Source organism: Burkholderia sp. MSMB1835, assembly GCF_001526365.1.
Lineage (GTDB): Bacteria > Pseudomonadota > Gammaproteobacteria > Burkholderiales > Burkholderiaceae > Burkholderia.
This window is the reverse complement of record NZ_LOYP01000001.1, coordinates 183,804-205,984: the sequence shown is the minus strand read 5'-3', so window position 1 is coordinate 205,984 and position 22,181 is coordinate 183,804. Positions and strand designations below refer to the sequence as shown.

21 protein-coding genes are annotated in these 22,181 nt (G+C 67.7%); 4 read left to right on the top strand and 17 right to left on the bottom strand.

Annotated elements, in window-relative coordinates; all coding sequences use genetic code 11:
• Position 1: 1 nt before the first annotated feature.
• From cheY to flhD, 12 genes are all read right to left on the bottom strand, one after another.
• Positions 2–397 carry a chemotaxis response regulator CheY gene (gene cheY, locus WS96_RS00905; protein ID WP_006754880.1) on the bottom strand — a complete coding sequence of 132 codons (396 nt, stop codon included), beginning with the start codon at positions 395–397 and terminating at the stop codon, positions 2–4.
• Positions 398–464: 67 nt separating this feature from the next.
• Positions 465–1,556 (bottom strand): protein-glutamate methylesterase/protein-glutamine glutaminase, encoded by a 1,092-nt coding sequence (locus WS96_RS00900; RefSeq protein WP_034209575.1) that lies wholly within the window; start codon positions 1,554–1,556, stop codon positions 465–467.
• Positions 1,553–2,326: a chemoreceptor glutamine deamidase CheD gene (gene cheD, locus WS96_RS00895; RefSeq protein WP_059829955.1), complete on the bottom strand. Its 774-nt coding sequence runs from the start codon at positions 2,324–2,326 to the stop codon at positions 1,553–1,555. Before cheD ends, WS96_RS00900 begins: the two co-directional genes overlap by 4 nt.
• On the bottom strand, positions 2,323–3,309 hold the full coding sequence (locus tag WS96_RS00890) for a CheR family methyltransferase (protein ID WP_059829953.1): 987 nt from the start codon (positions 3,307–3,309) through the stop codon (positions 2,323–2,325). The genes cheD and WS96_RS00890 overlap by 4 nt, the downstream gene beginning before the upstream one ends.
• A 3-nt stretch (positions 3,310–3,312) precedes the next feature.
• The gene (locus tag WS96_RS00885; protein ID WP_059829951.1) at positions 3,313–5,271 is read right to left on the bottom strand and encodes a methyl-accepting chemotaxis protein; all 1,959 of its coding nucleotides are present in this window, start codon (positions 5,269–5,271) and stop codon (positions 3,313–3,315) included.
• 37 nt (positions 5,272–5,308) lie between these two features.
• Positions 5,309–5,824, bottom strand: a complete 516-nt coding sequence (cheW, locus tag WS96_RS00880; protein WP_059503277.1) for a chemotaxis protein CheW — start codon at positions 5,822–5,824, stop codon at positions 5,309–5,311.
• 47 nt (positions 5,825–5,871) lie between these two features.
• Positions 5,872–8,142, bottom strand: a complete 2,271-nt coding sequence (gene cheA / locus WS96_RS00875; protein ID WP_059829949.1) for a chemotaxis protein CheA — start codon at positions 8,140–8,142, stop codon at positions 5,872–5,874.
• 33 nt (positions 8,143–8,175) lie between these two features.
• Positions 8,176–8,553 carry a response regulator gene (locus WS96_RS00870; RefSeq protein ID WP_034209581.1) on the bottom strand — a complete coding sequence of 126 codons (378 nt, stop codon included), beginning with the start codon at positions 8,551–8,553 and terminating at the stop codon, positions 8,176–8,178.
• 16 nt (positions 8,554–8,569) lie between these two features.
• Positions 8,570–9,589 (bottom strand): flagellar motor protein MotB, encoded by a 1,020-nt coding sequence (gene motB / locus WS96_RS00865; protein WP_059503271.1) that lies wholly within the window; start codon positions 9,587–9,589, stop codon positions 8,570–8,572.
• Between the two features lie 13 nt (positions 9,590–9,602).
• Entirely contained in the window at positions 9,603–10,463 is an 861-nt protein-coding gene (motA, locus tag WS96_RS00860; protein WP_034209583.1) for a flagellar motor stator protein MotA, read from the bottom strand.
• A gap of 193 nt (positions 10,464–10,656) precedes the next feature.
• A complete protein-coding gene (gene flhC / locus WS96_RS00855) occupies positions 10,657–11,211 on the bottom strand; it encodes a flagellar transcriptional regulator FlhC (protein WP_034209584.1) in 555 nt (184 codons plus the stop codon).
• Positions 11,212–11,303: 92 nt separating this feature from the next.
• Positions 11,304–11,624, bottom strand: a complete 321-nt coding sequence (flhD, locus tag WS96_RS00850) for a flagellar transcriptional regulator FlhD (protein ID WP_034209585.1) — start codon at positions 11,622–11,624, stop codon at positions 11,304–11,306.
• Positions 11,625–12,288: 664 nt separating this feature from the next.
• On the opposite strand from flhD, the gene WS96_RS00845 reads away from it, so the two are divergent.
• Positions 12,289–13,350, top strand: a complete 1,062-nt coding sequence (locus tag WS96_RS00845; protein ID WP_059780386.1) for a glycosyltransferase family 4 protein — start codon at positions 12,289–12,291, stop codon at positions 13,348–13,350.
• A 104-nt stretch (positions 13,351–13,454) separates the two neighbouring features.
• Here WS96_RS00845 and WS96_RS00840 read toward each other — a convergent pair whose 3' ends face one another.
• Positions 13,455–13,751 carry an H-NS histone family protein gene (locus tag WS96_RS00840; protein ID WP_034183894.1) on the bottom strand — a complete coding sequence of 99 codons (297 nt, stop codon included), beginning with the start codon at positions 13,749–13,751 and terminating at the stop codon, positions 13,455–13,457.
• 299 nt (positions 13,752–14,050) lie between these two features.
• Between WS96_RS00840 and aqpZ the strand changes: the two genes are divergently transcribed.
• On the top strand, positions 14,051–14,791 hold the full coding sequence (gene aqpZ / locus WS96_RS00835) for an aquaporin Z (protein ID WP_059829948.1): 741 nt from the start codon (positions 14,051–14,053) through the stop codon (positions 14,789–14,791).
• A gap of 131 nt (positions 14,792–14,922) precedes the next feature.
• On the opposite strand, the gene WS96_RS00830 is transcribed toward aqpZ, so the two are convergent.
• A complete protein-coding gene (locus WS96_RS00830; RefSeq protein ID WP_034209588.1) occupies positions 14,923–15,747 on the bottom strand; it encodes a Cof-type HAD-IIB family hydrolase in 825 nt (274 codons plus the stop codon).
• A 246-nt stretch (positions 15,748–15,993) separates the two neighbouring features.
• Positions 15,994–16,875, bottom strand: coding sequence for a BadF/BadG/BcrA/BcrD ATPase family protein (locus tag WS96_RS00825; RefSeq protein WP_059829946.1), 882 nt, complete (start codon positions 16,873–16,875; stop codon positions 15,994–15,996).
• A 142-nt stretch (positions 16,876–17,017) separates the two neighbouring features.
• Here WS96_RS00825 and WS96_RS00820 point away from each other — a divergent pair, with 142 nt between their 5' ends.
• Positions 17,018–17,620, top strand: coding sequence for a DNA-3-methyladenine glycosylase I (locus WS96_RS00820; protein ID WP_059829944.1), 603 nt, complete (start codon positions 17,018–17,020; stop codon positions 17,618–17,620).
• 105 nt (positions 17,621–17,725) lie between these two features.
• Here WS96_RS00820 and WS96_RS00815 read toward each other — a convergent pair whose 3' ends face one another.
• Entirely contained in the window at positions 17,726–18,961 is a 1,236-nt protein-coding gene (locus WS96_RS00815) for a PepSY-associated TM helix domain-containing protein (protein WP_059829942.1), read from the bottom strand.
• Between the two features lie 229 nt (positions 18,962–19,190).
• Between WS96_RS00815 and WS96_RS00810 the strand changes: the two genes are divergently transcribed.
• Positions 19,191–21,314: a TonB-dependent siderophore receptor gene (locus WS96_RS00810; protein WP_059829940.1), complete on the top strand. Its 2,124-nt coding sequence runs from the start codon at positions 19,191–19,193 to the stop codon at positions 21,312–21,314.
• Between the two features lie 167 nt (positions 21,315–21,481).
• On the opposite strand, the gene rpsU is transcribed toward WS96_RS00810, so the two are convergent.
• Positions 21,482–21,694, bottom strand: coding sequence for a 30S ribosomal protein S21 (gene rpsU, locus WS96_RS00805; protein ID WP_006401410.1), 213 nt, complete (start codon positions 21,692–21,694; stop codon positions 21,482–21,484).
• Between the last annotated feature and the right edge of the window lie 487 nt (positions 21,695–22,181).

Sequence of the window (22,181 nt, the reverse complement as noted above, 5' to 3'; positions counted from 1 at the left end):
GTCAGCTCCCGGCTTTCGCCATCTTGTCGATGATCTTGTTCAGCTTCTCGTCGAGCGTCGCGGCCGTGAACGGTTTCACGACGTAGCCGCTCGCGCCGGCCTGCGCGGCCGCGATGATGTTCTCCTTCTTCGACTCGGCCGTGACCATCAGCACCGGCAGGTGCGTGAGCGTCGCGTCGGCGCGGATTTCCTTCAGCATCGCGAGGCCGTCGAGGTTCGGCATGTTCCAGTCGGAGATCACGAAGTCGAAGCCGCCGCCGCGCAGCCGCGCGAGGCCGGCCGCGCCGTCCTCGGCTTCGTCGACGTTCGTGTAGCCCAGTTCCTTGAGCAGGTTGCGGACGATCCGGCGCATCGTCGGGAAATCGTCCACCACCAGGATTTTCATGCTCTTGTCCATCGTCGTTCCTTTCCAGATTCGTTTCCGTCGGGACGCGTATCGTGGCACGCGCCCCGTGACATTCCCTTCACACGCGCTGCACGCGGTCGCCCATCGTGGCCAGGCGCGCCATCACGCGGCGGCTCATGTCGGCGAGCGGCGCGACCTCGTCCGCGCCGCCGAGCGCGATCGCCTCGCGCGGCATCCCGAACACGATGCAGCTCGCTTCGTCCTGCGCGAACGTGTGAGCGCCCGCGCGTTTCATTTCCAGCAGGCCGGCCGCGCCGTCGCGGCCCATCCCGGTGAGGATCACGCCGATCGCGTTCTTGCCCGCGTGCGTCGCCGCCGAGCGGAACAGCACGTCGACCGACGGGCGGTGCCGGTTCACCGGCGGCTCGTCCGACAGCTGCGCAATATAGTTCGCGCCGCTTCGCGCGAGCAACAGGTGCGCGTGGCCCGGCGCGATGTAGGCATGGCCGGGCAGCACGCGCTCGCCGTGCTCGGCTTCCTTCACCGCGATCCGGCACAGGCCGTTCAGCCGCTGCGCGAACGACTTCGTGAAGCCCGGCGGCATGTGCTGCGCGATCAGCACGGCCGGTGCGTCGGGCGGCAGCGGCGTCAGCACTTCGCGGATCGCCTCGGTGCCGCCCGTCGACGCGCCGATGATGATCAGCTTCTCGGTACTGACGAGCGGGTTGTTGATCATCGGCGCGGCCGCGGCGCTGTCCGCCGTGCGGGCGGCGGCCTGCGGCTGCGGCGCCTGGCGCACGCGCGCGCGCGACGCCGCGCGGATCTTGTCGGCGAGCTTTTCCGCGTAGTCGAGCATCCCGTCGCGAATCCCGACGCGCGGCTTCGTGACGAAATCCACCGCGCCGAGTTCGAGCGCGCGCAGCGTGATTTCCGAGCCGCGCTCGGTCAGCGACGACACCATCACGACCGGCATCGGCCGCAGGCGCATCAGCTTCTCGAGGAAGTCGAGCCCGTCCATGCGCGGCATTTCGACGTCGAGCGTGAGCACGTCCGGGTTGTGCTGCTTGATGAGCTCGCGCGCGACGAGCGGATCGGGCGCGGTCGCGCACACCGTCATGTCGGGCTGGCTGTTGATGATCTCGGTCATCAGGCTGCGGATCAGCGCCGAATCGTCGACGCACAACACTTTGATCTTCTGCACTGCGGTCATGCCTCCTGCTTTCTTGATAGGGTCGCCGCGTACGGGGCGCCCGGGCTCCCGGCATGCGGGTTCGCCGTCCGCGCGCCGCCGCCGCTGCCGGCCGGTGCGGCGCCGCGCGCGCCGAACAGCTCGATGCGCGGGCGCGCCGGTTGCGGCGGCGCAGGCCGCTTCGCGGCGAACAGCTCGACGTGCGCGCGCGTACGCGCGGCGCGGGCGCGATCGGCCTCGCGCGCGAGCGCGGCTTCGCGCTCGGTCACGCCCGGCACCTGCAGCCGCAGCTTCTTCACCATCGCGCGCCCGCTGTGCGGCATGAACGCGACCTTGCGCGGATGCACGCCCTGCAGGTCTTCCGCGGTGATGCGGATGCGCTCGAGCGCGAGGTAGCGGCGCACGAAATCCGCGTTGCGATCGCCGATGTTGATCGTCGTCATCCCGGCCAGCACGGCCGCGCCGCCGAACACCTTCGCCTCGATGCGCTCGCGGCGCCCGCCGGCCTTGATCAGCTCGTTGATCAGCACTTCCATCGCATACGCGCCGTAGCGCATCGATTCCGACGCGGCCGCGCCCGGATCGGCGCCGTCGTCCGGCAGCATGAAGTGGTTCATCCCGCCGATGCCCGCGTACGGGTCGTGCAGGCACGCGGCGACGCACGAGCCGAGCACGGTCATCAGCACCATGTCCTCGGCCGTCGTGTAGAACTCGTTCGGCAACAGCTTCACGCCGGGGCGCTCGAAGTGATTGTCGAAGTAGCGATTGGTCGCGATCGGCAGTGCGCTCATCCGCGCTCTCCATAGGCGAGCGCACCGCCCGCGGCCCGCGCGCGCGACGGCATCGCGCTCGCCGCGCTCGCCGGCGCGCCGCGCGGCCGTGCGCCCTGCGCGGCGTCGCGCGTCAGTTCGTACACCGTCTGCCCGCGCAGCCGGAACGCCTGCGTCACGTACGTGAAGTTCTCCGAATGGCCGGCGAACAGCAGCCCGCCCGGCTTCACGAGCGGCTCGAAGCGCGACAGCACCTGCCCCTGCGTCGGCTTGTCGAAATAGATCATCACGTTGCGGCAGAAGATCGCGTCGAACGGCTTCGCGATCCCGTAGTCCGCATCGGTCAGGTTCAACTGTTCGAAGCGGATCATCGCGCGCAGCTCGGGGCGCACCTTCACGCGGCCGGCCTGCGCGCCCGTGCCCTTCAGGAAGAAGCGCTTCAGCCGCTCCGGCGACAGGTGCTTGACCTGGTCGTACGTGTAGATGCCGGCTTCGGCCTTCGCGAGCACCTGCGTGTCGAGATCGGTCGCGAGGATCGACGCGCTGCGCGCAGCCGTTTCGCCGAGCGCCTCGATCAGCGTGATCGCGATCGAGTACGGCTCCTCGCCGGTCGACGCCGCCGAGCACCAGACCGATACCGGCGCCGGCCGCGATTTCACGAACTCGGACAGGATCGGGAAATGGTGCGACTCGCGGAAAAACGCGGTCAGGTTGGTCGTCAGCGCGTTGGTGAACGCTTCCCACTCGAGCGGATCGTCTTCCTGCTCGAGCAGGTCGAGGTAGTCGCGAAACGTGTCGAGGCCGCGCGCGCGCAGCCGTCGCGCGAGACGGCTGTAGGCCATGTCGCGCTTGTGCTCCGACAGCGAGATGCCCGCGCGTTGGTGGATCAGCGCGCGGATCCGGGCGAAATCCGCACCGGTGAACGCGAAGTCGCGCCCCGGCTCGCCCGCGCGAGGCGAGGCATCCGGTGCATCGGGTCGAAACGGCGCGCGCGCGTGCGACATGGTTTAGAAGGTCTCCCAGTCGTCGTCGGACGCGCCGGCGGCCGCCAGCGCCGGCTTCTCGCCGTTCAGCGCCGGGCGCACGAGCGCGGGTTTCGCGGCCGGCTTGTCCGCCGGTGCGGCCGTCTTCGCGAGACGCGGGCCGTAGCCGCCCGCTGCGGCGGCGCCACGGGAAGCCGCTGCGTCCTTCTGCGTACGCGCGGCGGCATCGGCCTCGCGCTTCGGTTCGGGGGCGGCGCCTGCAGCCGCCGCGCGCGACGCCGGCGCGGCGCGGCGTGCCGCCGGTTGGGCCGCCGCCTGCGGCGCCGGCAGCGCGGCGACCGGTGCGTGGTCGCGCGAATCCGACGGCAGCGCGGCCGGTTGGTGCGCGAGCGGCCGCGCGACGCTGCGCGCCGGCGCGAGCGCGATGCCGCCCGCGACGCGCCAGCCCGACACGATCGCCTTCATCTGGCGCGTCTGCTCCTCGAGCGACGCGGCCGCGGCGGCCGCCTGCTCGACGAGCGCCGCGTTCTGCTGCGTGACCGCATCCATCTGGCCGACCGCGCGGTTGACCTGCTCGATGCCGGTCGACTGCTCGTCGGACGCGGCGCTGATCTCGCCCATGATGTCGGTCACGCGGCGCACGGCCTGCACGATCTCGTCCATCGTCGAACCGGCGCGTGCGACGAGCGCCGAGCCGCTGTCGACCTTCTCGGCCGAATCGCCGATCAACTGCTTGATTTCCTTCGCGGCGCTCGCGCTGCGCTGCGCGAGCGAGCGCACCTCGCCCGCGACCACCGCGAAGCCGCGGCCCTGCTCGCCCGCGCGCGCGGCTTCGACCGCCGCGTTCAGCGCGAGGATGTTGGTCTGGAACGCGATGCCTTCGATCGTGCCGATGATGTCGACGACCTTGCCCGAGCTCGCCGCGATGTCCTGCATCGTCGACACGACCTGGCCGACCACGTCGCCGCCCTGCATCGCGATGTCCGACGCATTCACCGCGAGCTGGCTGGCCTGCCGCGCGTTTTCCGCGTTCTGCCGCACGGTGCCCGTCAGTTGCTCCATGCTCGACGCGGTTTCCTGCAGCGATGCGGCCTGCTCCTCGGTGCGCTGCGACAGGTCGATGTTGCCGGTCGCGATCTCGCGCGCGCCGACGTCGATCGACTCGGTGCCGCGATGCACGGCCTGCACCATCGTCGTGACGGCGTCCTGCATCCGCTTGATGCCGCCGAACAGGCGGCCGATCTCGTTGGTGCTGAACACGCTCACCGGCTGCGTGAGATCGCCGCCGGCGATGCGCTCGAAGTGCGCGATCGCGTCTTCCAGCGGCTTGACGATCAGCCCGCGCAGCGCGAAGCGGATCGCGATCACGACGACGAACGCGATCGCGATGCCGGCCGCGATCAGCGCGATCATCATCGAGATCTGCGACTGCGTCTCGGCCTGACGTTCTTCCGCGCGCTTCTGCAGCGCCGCGATCACGGCCGCCGCCGTCTGGTCGAACGCGACGAACATCGGGCTGATCTTCGTGTCGGCGATCGCGTGATACGCCGCCATGTCGCCCGCGCGCGCCGCGGCGAATTCGGGCTCGACGCCTTCCTTCACGATCGTCGTATACCGTGCGGTGAGCTCGTCGACGAGCGCCTGCTCGATACCGGGCTTCGGCGTCGACTGGAACGCCTGCCAGTTCTGGTTCGACTTCGCATACAGCGCCTGCGCGCGCTCGAGCACCTTCGCGGCCTCGGCCGCATTGCCGGCTTCGGTCAGCGTACGGAAGCGGTCGAGCGCCACGCGCGAGCGCAGCAGGTGCGCGGCCGTGTCGTCGAGCGTGTGGATCGCCGGCAGGTCGACGTGCGCGATCTCGTCGAGCGAGCGGCTCGCGTGATTCAGCGCGTAGAGGCCGAGCCCGCCGACCGCGGCGGTCAGGCACACGAGGATGAGTCCGACCGCCGTGAGCGTCGTGCGGATCGACCAGTTATGCAACATTGCAGATTCTCCCGAAATTGCTGCGCGCGCGGCGCGCTTACCCGCCGAGCGTCTCGATCAACGCCATTTCCCGGCTCGACATCAGCTTCTCGATGTCCATCAGGATCAGCATCCGGCCGTCGACCGTGCCGAGGCCCGTCAGGTACTCGGTCGTCAGCGTCGCGCCGAACTCCGGCGCCGGCATGATCTGGTCGGTCTGCAGCGTCAGCACGTCCGACACGCCGTCGACCACCATCCCGACCACGCGGTTCGACACGTTCAGGATGATCACGACGGTCTGGTGGTCGTACTCGACCCGGCCGAGGTGGAACTTGATCCGCATGTCGACGATCGGCACGATGATCCCGCGCAGGTTGATCACGCCCTTGATGAACTCGGGCGCGTTCGCGATGCGCGTGACGCTGTCGTAGCCGCGGATTTCCTGCACTTTCAGGATGTCGATCCCGTATTCCTCGTCACCGAGCGTGAACACGAGGAATTCCTGGCCCGTCGCGTCGCCGTGTTCCGCGTCGCGGCGGCTCGTTACCGCGTTCGCCGCGGCCGGATTGATCATTTGGACTTCAGCAGACACGTTTGCCCCCAATCGGTTGATGGCGAGAATCAGAACATCGCGAGCTCGGCGCCGGCACGGGCGCCGTGCGTCGCACGGGTTTCGCGGTTCAGCGCCGCGACGTCGACGATCAGTGCGACGCTGCCGTCGCCGAGGATGGTCGCCGCCGAGATGCCGTGCACCTTGCGGTAGTTGGTTTCGAGGTTCTTCACGACCACCTGCTGCTGGCCGACCAGCTCGTCGATCAGCATCGCGAAGCGACGCCCCTCGGTTTCCATGATCGTGACGATCCCCTGCGTCGGGTCGGTGCGCGCGTCGTCGACCGAGAACACCTCGTGCAGCGCGACCAGCGGCAGGTATTCGCCGCGCACGCGCACCACGCGCTCGCCGTTGCCGACCGTGTAGATGTCGTCGTTCGACGGCTGCAGCGACTCCATCACGAAGTTCAGCGGCAGGATGAAGATCTCGCTGCCGACCTTCACCGACATCCCGTCGAGAATCGCGAGCGTGAGCGGCAGCACGATCCGCGTGGTCGTGCCGCGGCCGGCCTGCGACGAGATCTCGACGTGGCCGCCCATCGACTGGATGTTGCGCTTCACCACGTCCATCCCGACGCCGCGGCCCGACACGTCGGTCACCGTCTCGGCGGTCGAGAAGCCCGGCGCGAAGATCAGTTGCCACACTTCGTCGTCGCTGATGTTCTCGGAGATCTGCATGCCCTGCTTCGCGGCCTTCGCGAGGATCCGCTCGCGGTTCAGGCCCGCGCCGTCGTCGCTCACCTCGATCACGATGTTGCCGCCGTGATGCGCGGCCGACAGCACGAGCTGGCCGACCGCGTCCTTGCCGGCGGCGACGCGCCTGTCGACGGTTTCGATGCCGTGGTCGAGGCTGTTGCGCACCAGGTGCGTGAGCGGATCGATGATCCGTTCGATCAGGCTCTTGTCGAGCTCGGTCGCCTGGCCGAACGTGACCAGTTCGACCTGCTTGCCGAGCTTGCCGGCGAGGTCGCGCACGAGCCGCGGGAAGCGGCTGAACACGTAGTCCATCGGCATCATGCGGATCGACATCACCGCTTCCTGCAGGTCGCGCGCGTTGCGCTCGAGCTGCGCCATCCCGTTGAACAGGCGGTCGTGCAGCGCCGGATCGAACGCGCTCGCCGTCTCGGCCAGCATCGCCTGCGTGATCACCAGTTCGCCGACGAGGTTGATCAGTTGGTCGACCTTCTCGACGCCGACGCGAATCGAGCTGCCTTCGGCGCCGGCCGCGGCCGCGGCGGCCGGGCGGGCGCGCTTGTCGTCGTGATGCGCGGCGGCCGGCGCCGCGTGGTCGGCCGGTTGCGGTTGAGCGTGCTGTTGCGGCTGCGGTTGCGCTGCGACCGCGGGCGGCTCGGCCGGCGCCGGCGCCGGCGCCGGCGCGGCCGGCTGCGGTGCGGCAGCCTGCGGCGCGAATACCTCGACGCGCGCGGGCTGCGCGGCGGGGGCCGCTTCGACCGCTTCGGCGGCGTCCTGCGCGGCTGCCGGTGCCGGCTGCGCGGCCGGCGCCGTGCCGTGCGCGACGCGGATCTGGCTTTCGTCGATCACGAAACAGCACACCGCGACGATATCGTCGGACGGCACGTCCGATTCGACCCACAGCGACAGGTCGGCGCCCGCTTCCTCGCGACCGACGATCCGGCCGAGGTTGCCGAGTTCTTCGGTGAGCAGCGCCTGGTCCTTCGCGTCGACGCCGACCAGCGTGATCTTCAGGTGCGGGCCGCCGGCGCCGGCGTCGGCCGCCGGATGCGCGGCCGCGACGGCCTGCTCGACCACATGGTCGGGCGCGCAGTCGCCGCCGACGGCGGGCGCGGCGGCGGGTGCGGCCGCCGGCGCCACGGCTGCGGCAACCGGGGCAGCCGGCGCGGGCTCGGCTGCGGCAGCGGGCGCACCCGCTCCGCTTTCGGCCTGCAGCCGCTCGAGCTTCGCGCAGATCGTCGCGGCGGCCGCCGCGTCCGGTTCGGCGCTCGCGCGGTAGTCGACGAGCTGGTCGGACAGCACGTCCTTGGTCTCGAGGAACGCGTCGACCATGTCCTTGGTCAGCGTCAGCTCATGGTTGCGTGCGCGGTCGAGCAGCGATTCGAGGATGTGCGTCGTATCGGTCAGCGCGGAAAAGCCGAACGTCGCCGCGCCGCCCTTGATCGAATGCGCGGCGCGGAAGATCGCCGCCAGATCCTCGGGATCGGGCGAATCGACGTCGAGATTCAGCAGCAGCTGCTCCATCTGCGCGAGCAGCTCGTCCGCTTCGTCGAAAAAGGTCTGGTAGAACTGAGTGATGTCGAGAGTCATGCCCGGTCACCGGTTGAATTCGTCGCGTTCATGTCAGGAGGCAGCCGGCTCGGACAGCGTGGCGACCAGGTCGACCAGCACGCCCGGGTCGATCGGCTTTTCGATCCAGCCGGTCGCACCCGCGTCGCGTGCGGCGTCCTTGAACGCGTCGCTGCCCTCGGTCGTCAGCACGAGGATCGGCGTGTCCGCGTACGCGCTCAGCTTGCGCAGCGCGGCGATCACCTCGAGCCCGCTCTTGCGCGGCATGTTCTGGTCGGTCAGGACCAGGTCGTACGGCGCCGTCGCCGCCATGTCGAAGCCGGCTTCGCCGTCCGGCGCCACCGTCACGTCGTAGCCGGCCTGCGCAAGCGTGGCCTGCAGCAGCGCACGCATGGTCGCGGAGTCGTCGATGGCGAGAATGGTTCGGATCATGTCTGTCTCGGAAACGTCAGGGTTTCGGCGCCACGGCGACGGCGCTCGCCACGACCGGACGCACCGCCGGCGCCGGGCCGCCGAGCTGCTGCGCGAGCAGCTTCGAACCGGCCGCGTCGGCGGACAGCGTCGTCGTCGTCGCGTCGTCGCGCATCAGCGCTTCTTCGGATTTGCGATTCAGCACGATCACGCTGATCCGGCGGTTTTCCGGATCGAGCGGATCGGCCTTGTTCAGGTTCTGCGTCGACGCGAGGCCCAGCACGCGCAGCACTTTCGCCTCGTCCATGCCGCCGGAGATCAGCTCGCGGCGCGACGCGTTCGCGCGATCGGCCGACAGCTCCCAGTTGCTGTAGCCGCCCTCGCCGCCCGCGTACGGCACGGCGTCGGTATGACCCTGGACGATGATCCGGTTCGGCACGTCGTTCAGCGTCTTGCCGATCTCGCGCAGGATGTCGCGCATGTACGGCTCGACGTGGTCGCTCGACATCGCGAACATCGGCCGCTTCTGCGTATCGACGATCTCGATGCGCAGCCCCATCAGCGTCGAATCGATGCGGATCTGCTGCTTGAACTGGCGCAGCGTCGGGTTGGCCTCGATCGCGGCCATCAGCTTGATCTGCAGGTCGTGCAGGCGCGCCTGCTCGAGCCGTTCGAGCGCGCCCTGCGCCTGTGCTTGCGCATGCTCGTCGACCGGCTTCGCGACGCGCTCGGCGAGCGACGTCGTGCCGTCGGTGCGGCGCAGCGTGCCGGCGTCGACGCTCGACAGGTCGCGGCCGCCGCCGTTGATGATGCTCGCGTCCTGCGAGCTGCGGTCGCCGCTGCCGAGAATCGCGGCCTTCAGCGGCATGTTGAAGTATTCGGCGATCCCCTTCAGCTGCACCGGCGTGACCGAACTCAGCAGCCACATCAGCAGGAAGAACGCCATCATCGCGGTCATGAAGTCCGCGTACGCGAGCTTCCATGCGCCGCCGTGGTGGCCCTTCTTCGCCGGGGCCACCCGCTTGACGACGATCGCGCGATCCTTGCTCTTGCTCATCGGTCGCTCCGCGTCACTTCGCCTTCACGCGGCGCACATGTTCTTCGAGCTCGGAGAACGACGGACGCTCGGTGGAGAACAGCACCTTGCGGCCGAACTCCACCGCGATCGCCGGCGCATAGCCGTTCAGCGTCGCGAGGATCGTCACCTTGATGCACTGGAACATCTTGGTCGACTCGGCGACGCGCTGCTCCGCGAGGCTCGCGAGCGGCCCGATCAGCCCGTACGACAGCAGGATCCCGAGGAACGTGCCGACCAGCGCCTGCGCGATCATCGCGCCCAGCACCGCGGGCGGCTTGTCGGCCGACGCCATCGTGTGCACGACGCCCATCACGGCCGCGACGATGCCGAACGCCGGCATCGCGTCGCCGACGCGCATCAGCGCGTGCGCCGGGCCTTCGCCTTCCGCGTGGTGCGTCTCGATCTCCTCGTCCATCAGGCTTTCGATCTCGAACGCGTTCATGTTGCCGCCCACCATCAGGCGCAGGTAGTCGGTCAGGAATTCGACGATGTGGTGATCGGCGAGGATCTTCGGGTATTGCGTGAAGATCGGGCTCTTTTGCGGATCGTCGATGTCGGCCTCGAGCGTCAGCGTGCCTTCCTTGCGTGCCTTCGCGAGCAGCACGTAAAGAAGCGCCATCAGCTCCATGTAGACGTCCTTCGTGTATTTCGAGCCCTTGAAGAGCGTCGGCAGCACGCGCAGCGTGGCCTTGATGGTCTTGCCGCCGTTGCCGAGGATGAACGCACCGACGCCGGCGCCCACGATCATCAGGATCTCGACCGGCTGGATCAAGGCGCCCAGATGCCCGCCTGCCAGCGCATAACCGCCGAAGACGGACAACAGCGTCACGAGTGTTCCCACGATAATCAGCACTGCCTGTCCCTCATGAAAGACCGGCGGGGAGACCGCCGTTAAACAGGTTTACGGCAGTCGGCAGGAAAACTTTCGCGGCCGCCCGGCGGCGGCCCGACGGTGTTTACCAGAGCAATGCGCGGACGATTCGTGCGGCCCGCGGGCGTCGCCCGTGCGCCGCTCGCACCCCGTCCCGCCTTGCCCGGCCTGGCGCTCAGGCCGCGGCGGCGGCCAGTTCGGCGCGCGCGGCGGCGGCCTTGCGGGTCTTGCCGGCCCGCGACGGCGGCTGGCACAGGCCGCACACGAAACCTTGATGCGGATCATGCGCATGCGCGACGAAGTGGCCGCCGCAGCGCGTGCACGGGGTCATCTGCAGCATCCCCGAATCGAAGAAGCGCACCAGCGTCCATGCCCGCGTGAGGCTCAGCGCGGCCTCGTCGCCGGACAGGTTCACGTGCTCGAGATAGAGCCGGTACGCCTTCACGATCGACTGGATCGGCTCGCAGCGGCCGTGGTCCTGCATGAACCGGTAGATGTTGTAGAACAGCGACGAGTGGATGTTCGGCTGCCACGTCATGAACCAGTCGGTCGAAAACGGCAGCATCCCCTTCGGCGGCGACACGCCCTTCAGTTCCTTGTACAGCTTGATCAGACGGTCCCGCGACAGGCTCGTCTCCGCCTCCAGCAGCTGCAGCCGGGCGCCCAGTTCGATCAGTTCGATGGCGAGGGTGATTTCCTTCACCTCGATCACGACGCTTTTGCTTGCCATGGTGATAACCGTCCGCTTGACGTTGTGCGAATGAATGGCCGATACGCTGCCGGCCGGCGCGGCACGCCGGGACAGACGCTAGGCGGGATGGATCAGCGGACGCCTTCGACCTGCTGCCCGGCCATCAGGATGGCCGAGTGGGCGTGCGTGACGACGTCGCTGCGGCCCTTGTCGGCGAGCGACGACAGCAGCGCGTGATCATCGAAGCGGAAGCGGCACAGCATCTGGTTCGACGCGGCCAGCTTCACGGTCTGGGCGAGCGTGAGGTTGGCGAGCACGTCGGCGAGTTCCTGGGAAATGCCCATGCGGAACATGCCCATCGCCTTGTCTTCCCGCAGCAGGCGCTGCGCGAGGAGGAGGTACGACAGGTTGACCTCTTTGATCTCACTGAGCATTTCGCTGGTGGCGCTCATGATTCCCCCGTTAAAAAACTTTGCTTTGGCCGTTCATGTTATGAAAACGTTTGCTCGATCAGTGCGCACCGGGCGCTCAGTCGGCTCGTTTATAGTCTTACAGGGCGAATTTTGGCCAAACGGGATTTATGCCGGTATCAGCGAAGTGGCGTATGCCATGCAGGATTTGTCTGTAAACCGTGTAGGAATTTTTCCGACAAGGCGAATTGAAAGGGGCAGTCGGAAAAACGGGTTGCAACGCGGATTCGGTTGCGTGTGGCCCGATGGCCGCCGCGCACATGGCGCAAGGCTTGCCGGCAGGGCTGCCGACAATCGGATCGGTAAAAATTATAGTGCTTTTTCACGATAGCGCAACAATAGTTATGGCTGTCGCGATTCCCGATTCCGCGCCCTTTTTCTCGGGGTTTTCGCGTATTTCATCGTGTAACAAGCCTTAAGTGTTTGAAAAAACACTCGAACCCCGCAGGGCGATATCGATAATGAACTCCAATGGGCGGCGGCGCGAGCCGTGCCGGCCCGCCCCGCAGCTTGCCGACCGGCGCCCCGCGCACCCCGCCCACGGCCCGGCCACGTACCGCGAACCGCGTGCGTCGGCAAGTTCCGCCACCTTGTACGGATCCGCATCGGCGCCGTCGCGCCGTCGGATCGACACAGGAGAACACCCATGCGAATTGCCCAGATCGCGCCGCTTTACGAAGCCGTCCCGCCGAAACTCTACGGCGGCACCGAGCGCGTCGTGTCCTACCTCACCGAGGCGCTCGTCGAACTCGGCCACGACGTGACGCTGTTCGCCAGCGGCGACTCCGTCACGTCGGCCCGCCTCGAGGCGGCGTGGCCGCGCGCGCTGCGGCTCGACCCGTCGGTCCGCGATTCGATGGCGCCCCATATGCGGCTCCTCGAGCAGGTCGCCCGGGTCGCGCACGAATTCGACGTGCTGCACTTCCACCTCGACTATCTGCCGTTCCCGCTGATGTCGCGCCTCGACACGCCGTACGTGACGACGCTGCACGGCCGCCTCGACCTGCCGGAGCTGCAGCCGGTGTTCGACGCGTTTCCGGATTCGCCGGTCGTGTCGATCTCGAACAACCAGCGCAAGCCGCTGCCGCAGGCCGCGTGGGCCGGCACCGTGTACCACGGGCTGCCCGACACGCTGCTCACCCCGCAGGACGTGAAGCCCGAATATCTCGCGTTCCTCGGCCGGATCTGCCCCGAAAAGCGTGTCGACACCGCGATCCGGATCGCCGCGCAAAGCGGGCTGCCGCTGAAGATTGCCGCGAAGGTCGACAAGGCCGACGCGGACTACTTCAAGGAAGTGATCGAGCCGCTGCTCGACCAGGCGCATGTCGAATTCATCGGCGAGATCAACGAAGCGCAAAAGCCGGCGTTCCTGTCCGGCGCGAAGGCGCTGCTGTTCCCGATCGACTGGCCGGAGCCGTTCGGCCTGGTGATGATCGAGGCGATGGCCTGCGGCACGCCGGTCGTCGCGTTCAACCGCGGCTCGGTGCCGGAAGTAATCGAGGACGGCGTGACCGGCTTCATCGTCGAAGACGTGCAGGGCGCGGTCGGCGCGCTGCACCGGATCGACAGCCTGTCGCGCAGCGCGATCCGCGCGCGTTTCGACACGCGTTTCAGCGCGAAGGCCATGGCGCAGCGTTACGTCGAAACTTACGAATCGCTTTGCGCGGCAACCAAGCAACCGGCATTGCGCCGGGTCGCGGGCGCCTGACACGGAAATCCGCGCGGAAAATATTCCGGAAAATCCGCGCCGAAATCGGCGCGCAAAACAAAAGAGCCGCATCGTCGATGCGGCTCTTTCTATTCGGCTTGCGCTCACTCGATCAGGAAACGATCGCGGTTTTTGCCGGCGATCCAATTCGGCGGCTTGCCGCGCCCGCTCCAGGTTGCACCCGACTTCGGATCGCGGTATTTCGGCGGCAGCGGCGCCTTCTTCGGCGGACGCCCGCGCCGCGCCCGCTCCGCGAAGCCCAGGTCCTGGGCCGTCAGGCCATACTCGGCAATCATTCGCTGGACATCGGCAATCACCGCTGCCACTTCCTGGCGGCGCACGTCGTCCGCCTGGGCCTGCAGATCGGCGATCTGCGCCTTGAGTTTCGCGTATTGAGACATTTTTCGACTCCCCTTTTCGATGATGCGGCCCCGGCGAATCCGGCCGGGACACCAACATCCGTTACGTCGTCCGCACTGCCGCCCTGCCCTTCGAAATTAATGCTGCCATCTTTAACCGAATCGCCTATATCGAGAATGCGGACTTATTCTAATAAAAGGCATTCGTCAGCCATTCAAATTTAACAATCGTTTACCCTCCTGCGCCCGATTCATTTCCTATAATCCAGACCAATTCCGGACGACGGAATAAATTCGTTGCGTCGTCCGGGGTCTTCAACCCACTTGAACGAGGTCCTTAGATGAATCTTTCTCAGCGTCTCGCTGCAGAGGTATTCGGCACGTTCTGGCTGGTGCTCGGCGGGTGCGGAAGCGCCGTGCTGGCTGCCGCCTTTCCGGGCCTCGGCATCGGCTTTGCCGGCGTCGCACTCGCCTTCGGCCTGACCGTACTGACGATGGCATTCGCAATCGGCCACATCTCGGGGTGCCACCTGAATCCGGCGGTGAGCGTCGGCCTGACGGTCGCCGGCCGCTTCCCGGCACGCGATCTCGTGCCGTACATCGTCGCGCAGGTCGTCGGCGCCACGCTCGGCGCGTTCGTGCTGTACCTGATCGCAACCGGCAAGCCGGGTTTCGACGTCGTCGGCAGCGGCTTTGCGACGAACGGCTTCGGCGATCGCTCGCCCGGCCACTACTCGCTCGCCGCATCGTTCATCTGCGAAGTCGTAATGACGGGCTTCTTCCTGTTCGTGATCCTCGGCGCGACCGACAAGCGCGCGCCGGCCGGCTTCGCGCCGATCGCGATCGGGCTGTGCCTGACGCTGATTCACCTGATCTCGATCCCGGTCACCAATACGTCGGTGAACCCGGCGCGCTCGACCGGCCCGGCGCTGTTCGTGGGCGGCGACGCGATCGGCCAGCTCTGGCTGTTCTGGGTCGCGCCGCTGATCGGCGCGGCACTCGCAGGGATCATCTACCCGCTGGTCGCCGGGCGTGACGACGCCATCGACCTGCTGCCCGCATCAGCTCGCACAAGCGAATAAAACGTTACGGGGTCAAGCGAGCAGAGCAGCGAGCCTCACGCTGTCGAAGAACATCGAGGCAGGCAATTTCGACGGGCGCCCCTGGCGCCCGTTTTTCATTGCTGCACGGAAAACGCCGCCGGCGCGGGCGCTCAGGACGCGACGACGTCGTCTTCGAGCGAGAACAGCGTGCGCAGGTGGCGGGCGACGCCCGCGTCGAAGTTGTTGCCGATCCGCGGGATGTGCGGCAGCCGCGCCACCAGGTCGGGGTTCGCGTTGTTCATCATGAATGCGTGACCGGCGGTTTCGAGCAGGTCGATGTCGTTCATGTTGTCGCCGAACGCGATGCAGTGGCCGGCGTCGATGCCGAGCCGCGCGAGCACCGTGCGCAGCGCGCGCCCCTTCGACACGTTCGCGGTCATGACTTCGAGGCAGTCGGGCAGCGAGTACGTGACGTACAGCGTATCGCCGAACTGCACGCGCATCTGCTCGGCGACGACCGCCAGATCGGCCGGTTCGCCGATATACAGCACCTTCGCGATCGCCGCGCCGTCGTGCGCGGCCATGTCGATCACTTCGTACCGGAAGCCCGAATCCTGGTGGAATTCGAGCAAGTGCGGCGCTTCGCGGTCGATCAGCCAGCCGTCGTTGGTGAACAGGTTGACGATCACGCGGCCGTGCGCGCCGACGACTTCCGGCTGCACCAGGCTGCGCACGACCGCTGCGTCGATGTCCTGCGCGTGGATCGTCGTGTCGTCCGGCGCATGCACGCGCGCGCCGTTCGACGTGATCAGGTACGGCCGGATGCCGAGGACATCGCGAATGCCGGCGACGTCCGCATAATGGCGCCCCGTGGCGATCACGAACTGCACGCCGTCGCGGTCGAGCCGACGAACGGTGTCGATCGTGTACGGGTCGAGCTGGTGGTCGCTGTTCAGCAGCGTACCGTCGAGATCGGTGGCGATGACTTTGTACATGGGACGGGAGAGTGGCGCTCGCGGCACGGAGGAAGCGTCATTTTAACGTCGTGCCCGACAGCGCGCCGGACGGTTGCCGGGCCCGCGCCGCCTGACGCGCTGCTGCGGCGCGGCATCTGCCGCACGCGCCGCTCGCCTTAACCGCCCGCCGCGGCCTTGGCTGATCTGGCTGATCTGGCTGATCTGGCTGATCTGGCTTACCTGGCTTACCTGGCTTACCTGGCTTACCTAACCTACCTAGCCCACCTAGCCGCCCTCCGCCGTCCGCAACGCCTGCAGCGCGAGCCGCAGCGCACCATGCGCCGAATCGTCGAGCGGCGCGCGCAGCCGTGCGGCGTGCCGCGCCGGCACGGCCGGCGCGAGCGCGTCCGCCAGCCCACCGCACAGCGCGACCGGCAGCGCCTGCTGCGGATCGAGCGCGTCGATCATCTTGCCGATCTCGTCGCCGGCTTGCGCGATCAGCGCGCTTGCGACCGGATGCGCGCGGTGCGCGAACACGATCGGCGCAAGACGCGCGTAGGCCGTCTGGTTCGCGTCGCACGACCACTCGACGAGCGCGTCGCGGTTCTGCGCGCCCGTTTCCGCAAGGAGTGCCGCGGCGAACGCGTCGCGCGGCACGCGGCCGTCGAGCGCCTGTTGCGCATAGGCGAGCGCGCGCACGCCGAGCCACGCGCCGCTCGCCTCGTCCCCGGACGGAAAGCCGAAGCCGCCCGCGATCCGGCACGCGCCGGTCGCATCGAGCGCCGCCGCGATGCTGCCGGTGCCAAGCGCGACGATGAGCCCCGGCGCGCCGCCGTGCGCGCCGACGACGGTCGTGTACGCATCGCTCTCGATCGCGAGCGCGCCGAGCGGCGCCTTGGCGCGGAACGCGGCGAGCCACGCCGCGTTGTTGACGCCGGCGAGCCCGCAGCCGAGCGCGCACTGCGACCACTCGAACACGAGACCGGCCTGCGAGAACGCGTCCGCGCAGGCCGCGCCGATCGACGCCCAGGCGCGCTCGATACCGAGGCCGAGCCCCGACGGACCGCCGCGCCCCTGCGCCAGCTCGCGCCCGTGCCGGTCCGCCAGCACCGCGCGCGTGCCCGTGCCGCCGCCGTCGATGCCGATCGCAAAAAGTAATGCCGCCATGCCTTCATCCCGCTGATTCGAACAGGCGCCAAGCTTAACCGGATCGGCGCCGCGCGCCCATCTGCCGTTCGGCCGGCTATCCCGCCAAAAGGGCTTCCGCTATGCTGGCGCGATCGAATCGACACTGAAAACGAGGCAGACGATGTCGCAGCGGTGCAACTGGGTGAAGACGGAAGCGGACGCTCACTATCACGATACCGAGTGGGGCGTGCCGTCGCACGACGATCGCCACCTGTTCGAAATGCTGATCCTGGAAGGCGCGCAGGCCGGGCTGTCGTGGTCGACGATCCTGAACAAGCGCGCGGGCTATCGCGAAGCATTCGCCGATTTCGACGTCGACGCCGTCGCGCGCTTCACGCCCAGGCGCATCGAGAAGTTGCTGGAGAACCCGGGCATCGTGCGCAACCGCGCGAAGGTCGAAGCGGCGGTGACCAACGCGCGCGCGGTGCAGCGCATCCGGGAAGAGCACGGGTCGCTCGCCGCGTTCCTGTGGTCGTTCGTCGGCGACACGCCGGTTCAGAATGCGTGGCAGTCTTACCGCGACGCGCCCGCGTCCACCGAACAGTCCGACGCGCTCAGCAAGGCGCTGAAGGCGTACGGCTGCAAGTTCGTGGGCTCGACGATCTGCTATGCGCTGATGCAGGCGACCGGCATGGTCAACGATCACGAAGCCGGCTGTCCTTGCCACGCACGATGCGCGGCGCTCGGCGGCAAGCAGCCGGCACGCCGGCGCAAGGCGGGCTGACGGCCCAGGGGCAAACTCGCTACGGACGCCGCGCCGCTGCCCTGCGGCGGGGGCACCGTCCGCTTGCCGCTTGTTACTTGACGCTTGTTACTTGCCGTTCAGCCTTTACCGCGCCGCGCGCGACGACGCCGATACGACCGCCCGCGCGCTCCGCGCAGCTCGCACGCGTGCGCTGCGCTTCTTCACCCAGATGCAGATGCCCGTCACGCTCAGCATCGCGATCACGATGCCGAGCACGCTCACGGCGACACGTCCGGCGACACCGGCAATCCGCCCCGAGTGCAGCGGAAACTGCGCCTGCATGAACAGGTCGCCGGCCGAACCGCGGCCCGGTATCTGCGCGGCGACGGGCTTGCCGGTCACCGCGTTCCAGTACAGCCACGCGTTGCCGAGCCCGACGTCGCCATGGTCGTTGCCGGGCGTGAAGAACCCGACCGCATAGGCGTTCATCGCCGGGGCGAACAGCAGCGCACCCGGCGGCGCGGCGATTCCCGCGTCGCGGCCGGCCGAGCGCGCGATCTCGACGATCCGCTCGCGCGGCAATACCGGGCTGCCCGGCGGGGCCGGCGGGAAATGTTCGGGATTCGTGTACGGCGTTTCGGCGAGCGGCGACACCAGCGAGACCAGCGGGCGCACGACGGGCACGGCAAGGTTCATCGAAATCGACGTGACCGCGACGACGAGCAGCAGCCCCCACACCCACACGCCACCCGAGCGGTGCAGGTCGAACACGAGCGGATAGCCGCCGCGCCGCACGCGGAACGCGAACGACTTGCGCCAGCTTTTCAGGTTCGGAAACGCGAGCACGAGCGCGATCAGGCTGTCGATCGCCCACACGATGCCGACGACGCCCATCACCCAGAACCCGAAATTGATCCCGCCGTACACGGGCAGGAACAGCGAGTAGTGCAGCCGGTAGATGAACGGCATCAGGTCGAGCCGCGCGAGCGACGGCGCGCCCCATTCGCGGCGGCCCTGCACCGTGCCGGTCGCGGGATCGACGGCGATCTGGCTGAAACCGAGTGCGTACGGCTGGCCGGTCGCCGGATCGGTACGCGGCATCACGCCCGCCTGCAGTGTGTGCCCCGGTTCGATCGCGAGCGGCAGATAGGTCACCTGCACGCGCGGATCGGCGGCTTCGATGCGCGCCGCGAGCTCGAGCGGCGCAAGCGGCGCCGCGCCGCTGCGCGCGGTATAGAAATCCGGGTTCAGCGCCGCGTCGAGTTCGTGGTCCCACGCGATCAGCGCGCCGGTGAGCCCCGCGACGAACAGGAACAGCGCGATGGAGAGCCCGAACCAGCGGTGCAGGCGCACGAGAAACGGTCGCAGGAACGCGTTCATCGCGTGCGCGGCGAAAGGAAGGCGGGCCGGCACGAGCGGCGGCCCCGATTCGACGAAATGCAGTTCATTTGATGTAGGGCGCCGCGCAACGGTCATCCGGTCGGGCCCGGCGAGGCCGGATGCCCTTGTACGCGGCATGGAATTGTTGCGCGGTTGGCGGGTTTTGATACGATGCGCGACATTTTAACGCAATGCGAATGATTCTTACTCGCATTTTTACTCGCTCGCCATGACCGTCTGCCTCGCCCGCCCGCCTGTCCGTCCACGCCGCGTGGCCGCCGCCCTCGCCTGCCTTGCCGCGTCGCTCGCGCACGCGGACGATTCGCCCGGCGACGCCGCGGTACTGCCCGCCCTCAACATCACGGCCGCGCATGATTCGCCGCAACACTTGACCGACACGATCTCGACGGGTGCGCTCGGCACCCGCCGCCAGCTCGACACACCGTTCTCGACGACCATCGTCACGTCGGAAGAGCTTGAGGCCCGCCAGCCGTACAAGCTCGGCGACGTGTTCGCGAACGACGCGTCGGTGTCGGACAACAGCGGCGCCTACAGCGCCTGGGCCAGCTACATGACGGTGCGCGGCATGCAGCTCGACTGGCAGAACGGCTACAAGATCGACGGACTGCCGTTCGTCACGTACGGCATCACGATGCCGTACGAGCAGCTCGATCGCGTCGAACTGCTGAAGGGGCTCGGCGGCTTCCTGTATGGCTTCGTGACGCCGGGCGGCGTCGTCAACTACGTGACGAAGCAGCCGGGCGCCGAACCGGTGCGCAGCGTCGACATCGGTTACCGGAGCACCAACGTGTGGACCGAGCATGTCGATCTCGGCCAGCGCTTCGGGCCCGACCACATGTTCGGCGCGCGGCTGAATGCGACCCACGAGGAAGGCAAGACCTACAACGACGGCAACATCCGCCGCGACAGCGTGTCGCTCGCGCTGCAGGCGAACCTGACGCGCGACCTGTCCGTGTCGTTCGGCGCGCTGTACCAGGACCGCCGCACGACGGGCCAGACGCCGTCGATCTTCACCGGCAGCTATCCGGGCGGCGCGCTGCCCGCGACGATCAGCGGCGGATCGACGAACCTGGGCGGCAAGGACCAGTACCTGAACACGAACCTGCAGCTCTATACGACCGGGCTGCAATACCAGCTCGCGCCCGACTGGCAGCTCGACGTCACGTACAGCTACAGCAAGGCGACGCGCCGGCGTAACGAAAGCACGCTCTACCTGCAGGACGCGGCCGGCAACTACACCGACAGCCGCTACGTCGGCATGGAGGATCACCGCTTCAGCCAGTGGCGCGCGATGGTCGAGGGCAAGGTACGCACGGGCCCGTTCAGCCACCAGATCGTGCTCGGCGCGTCGTGGCAGAAGCAGGCGAACGACTATTCGGCGAACAGCGTGTTCGTGCCGCTCGGCGCCGGCAACCTCTATGCGCCGAATCCGTACCGCTACGAGAGTCCGCACGGTTTCATCCAGTACCGCACGAGCGAGATCGTGCAGAAATCGCTGTTCGCGAGCGACACCGTGCAGTTGACCGAGCGCTGGTCGGTGCTGGCCGGCGTGCGCTACATGAACTACGCGCAGCGCGCGTTCCAGGCGAGCGGCGCCGAGGACCCCAGCTATCGCCAGAACGGCGTAGTGACGCCGACCTTCGCGGTGATGTTCAAGCTCGCGCCGACGACCACCGCGTACGCGAGCTACGCCGAGTCGCTCGAGCCCGGCAGCCGCGTGAACGACGTCTACGCGAACGCGGGCCAGGTGCTCAAGCCGTTGCGCAGCAAGCAGTACGAGCTGGGGATCAAGAGCGAGCACGCGCGCTGGAGCGCGACGGCCGCGCTGTTCCGCATCGAGCGCAGCGCCGAATACGCGAACGCCGCGAACGTCTACGTGCAGGATGGCGAATCGATCATTCAGGGGATCGAGGTCGGCGCGCGCGCGAAATTCGGCGCGCACTGGAACGCGGGCGTCGACGCGATGCTGCTCGACGCGTGGTACGCGAACGGGATCGGCAACAATGGCAACCGCGTGGCCGGCGCGCCGCGCTTCGTGCTCGCCGGCGACCTCGGCTATGCGGTGCCGGGCGTGCCGGGGCTGACGCTCGGCGTCGACGCGAAATTCACCGGCGCGACGCCGCTGCGCGCGGCCGGCGGCCTCGACGCACCGGGCTTTCTCGTCGTCAACGCGGGCGCGCGTTACCTGACGCGGGTCGGACGGCACGACGTGACGCTGCGCGCATCGATCGACAACGTGTTGAACCGCCGTTACTGGGAATACCAGTACGCGGACTACGTGAAGCCGGGCGACCCGCGCACGGTGAGCCTGAGCGCGAAGATCGATTTCTGAACGCCGCGGCCGGCGGCCGCAACCCGCTGGCCGCAGGGTCTCGCCAGCCGGCGGGAACACCCGCGCCGCAATGGCATCGGGATTTTTCCCGGCCCGCAAAAGCAAAACGGCGGAGCGGCCTCTTTCGAGGCACACTCCGCCGTTTTGCGGCGAACCGGCAGACGCTCTTAGTGGAGCTTCTTCGGCAGCATCTGGCTGCGCAGACGCTTGTGCAGGCGCTTGACGGCTGCTGCCTTCTTGCGCTTGCGGACTGCGGTCGGCTTTTCGTAAGACTGGCGCTCACGCAGTTCAGCGATCAGGCCATTTTTTTCGATAGCGCGACGAAAGCGGCGAATCGCCACTTCGAACGGCTCGTTTTCTTTCAGAAGAATCGTCGTCATGTCGTTCCTAAATTGCTTAAACGGTCAAAAACGTAGCGGCCAAGCGCCACGCACCGGCCATCCGAGCGTCCCCACAACAGGCGAAACGAGCGGAAATACGGCCTCGGAGGCCGGAAAAGAGAGGCGGAAAGCACCGCGAGTACGCTTCACAACCGCGTGCAGCGCCGCGTTTGACTGCCAGCAGACATGCCGAAACCGGCAAAGGCGTGACAGAAAATCTCAATTCAGCCCGCCATCATAGCAGGGAATCACAGACAAAACCACCCTTTTGTCGGTCGTGTGTGCACAGCGTCGCGACTGAGTGCCGGAGCCGCATCGGGCCGGTTTCTGCCCCCCATTTAATCCGGCGCCGTGCCGAGCGGGTCCGAAATGACAAAGAAGGATAAAAAATCGGGCCGAATCTCCACGTGCCCCTCAAGTTTTGTTTTGGTACGCCGAAATCCTGCTCTGAGGCGGCCAGCAATGAACGAGTGCTTCCGCCGACGCC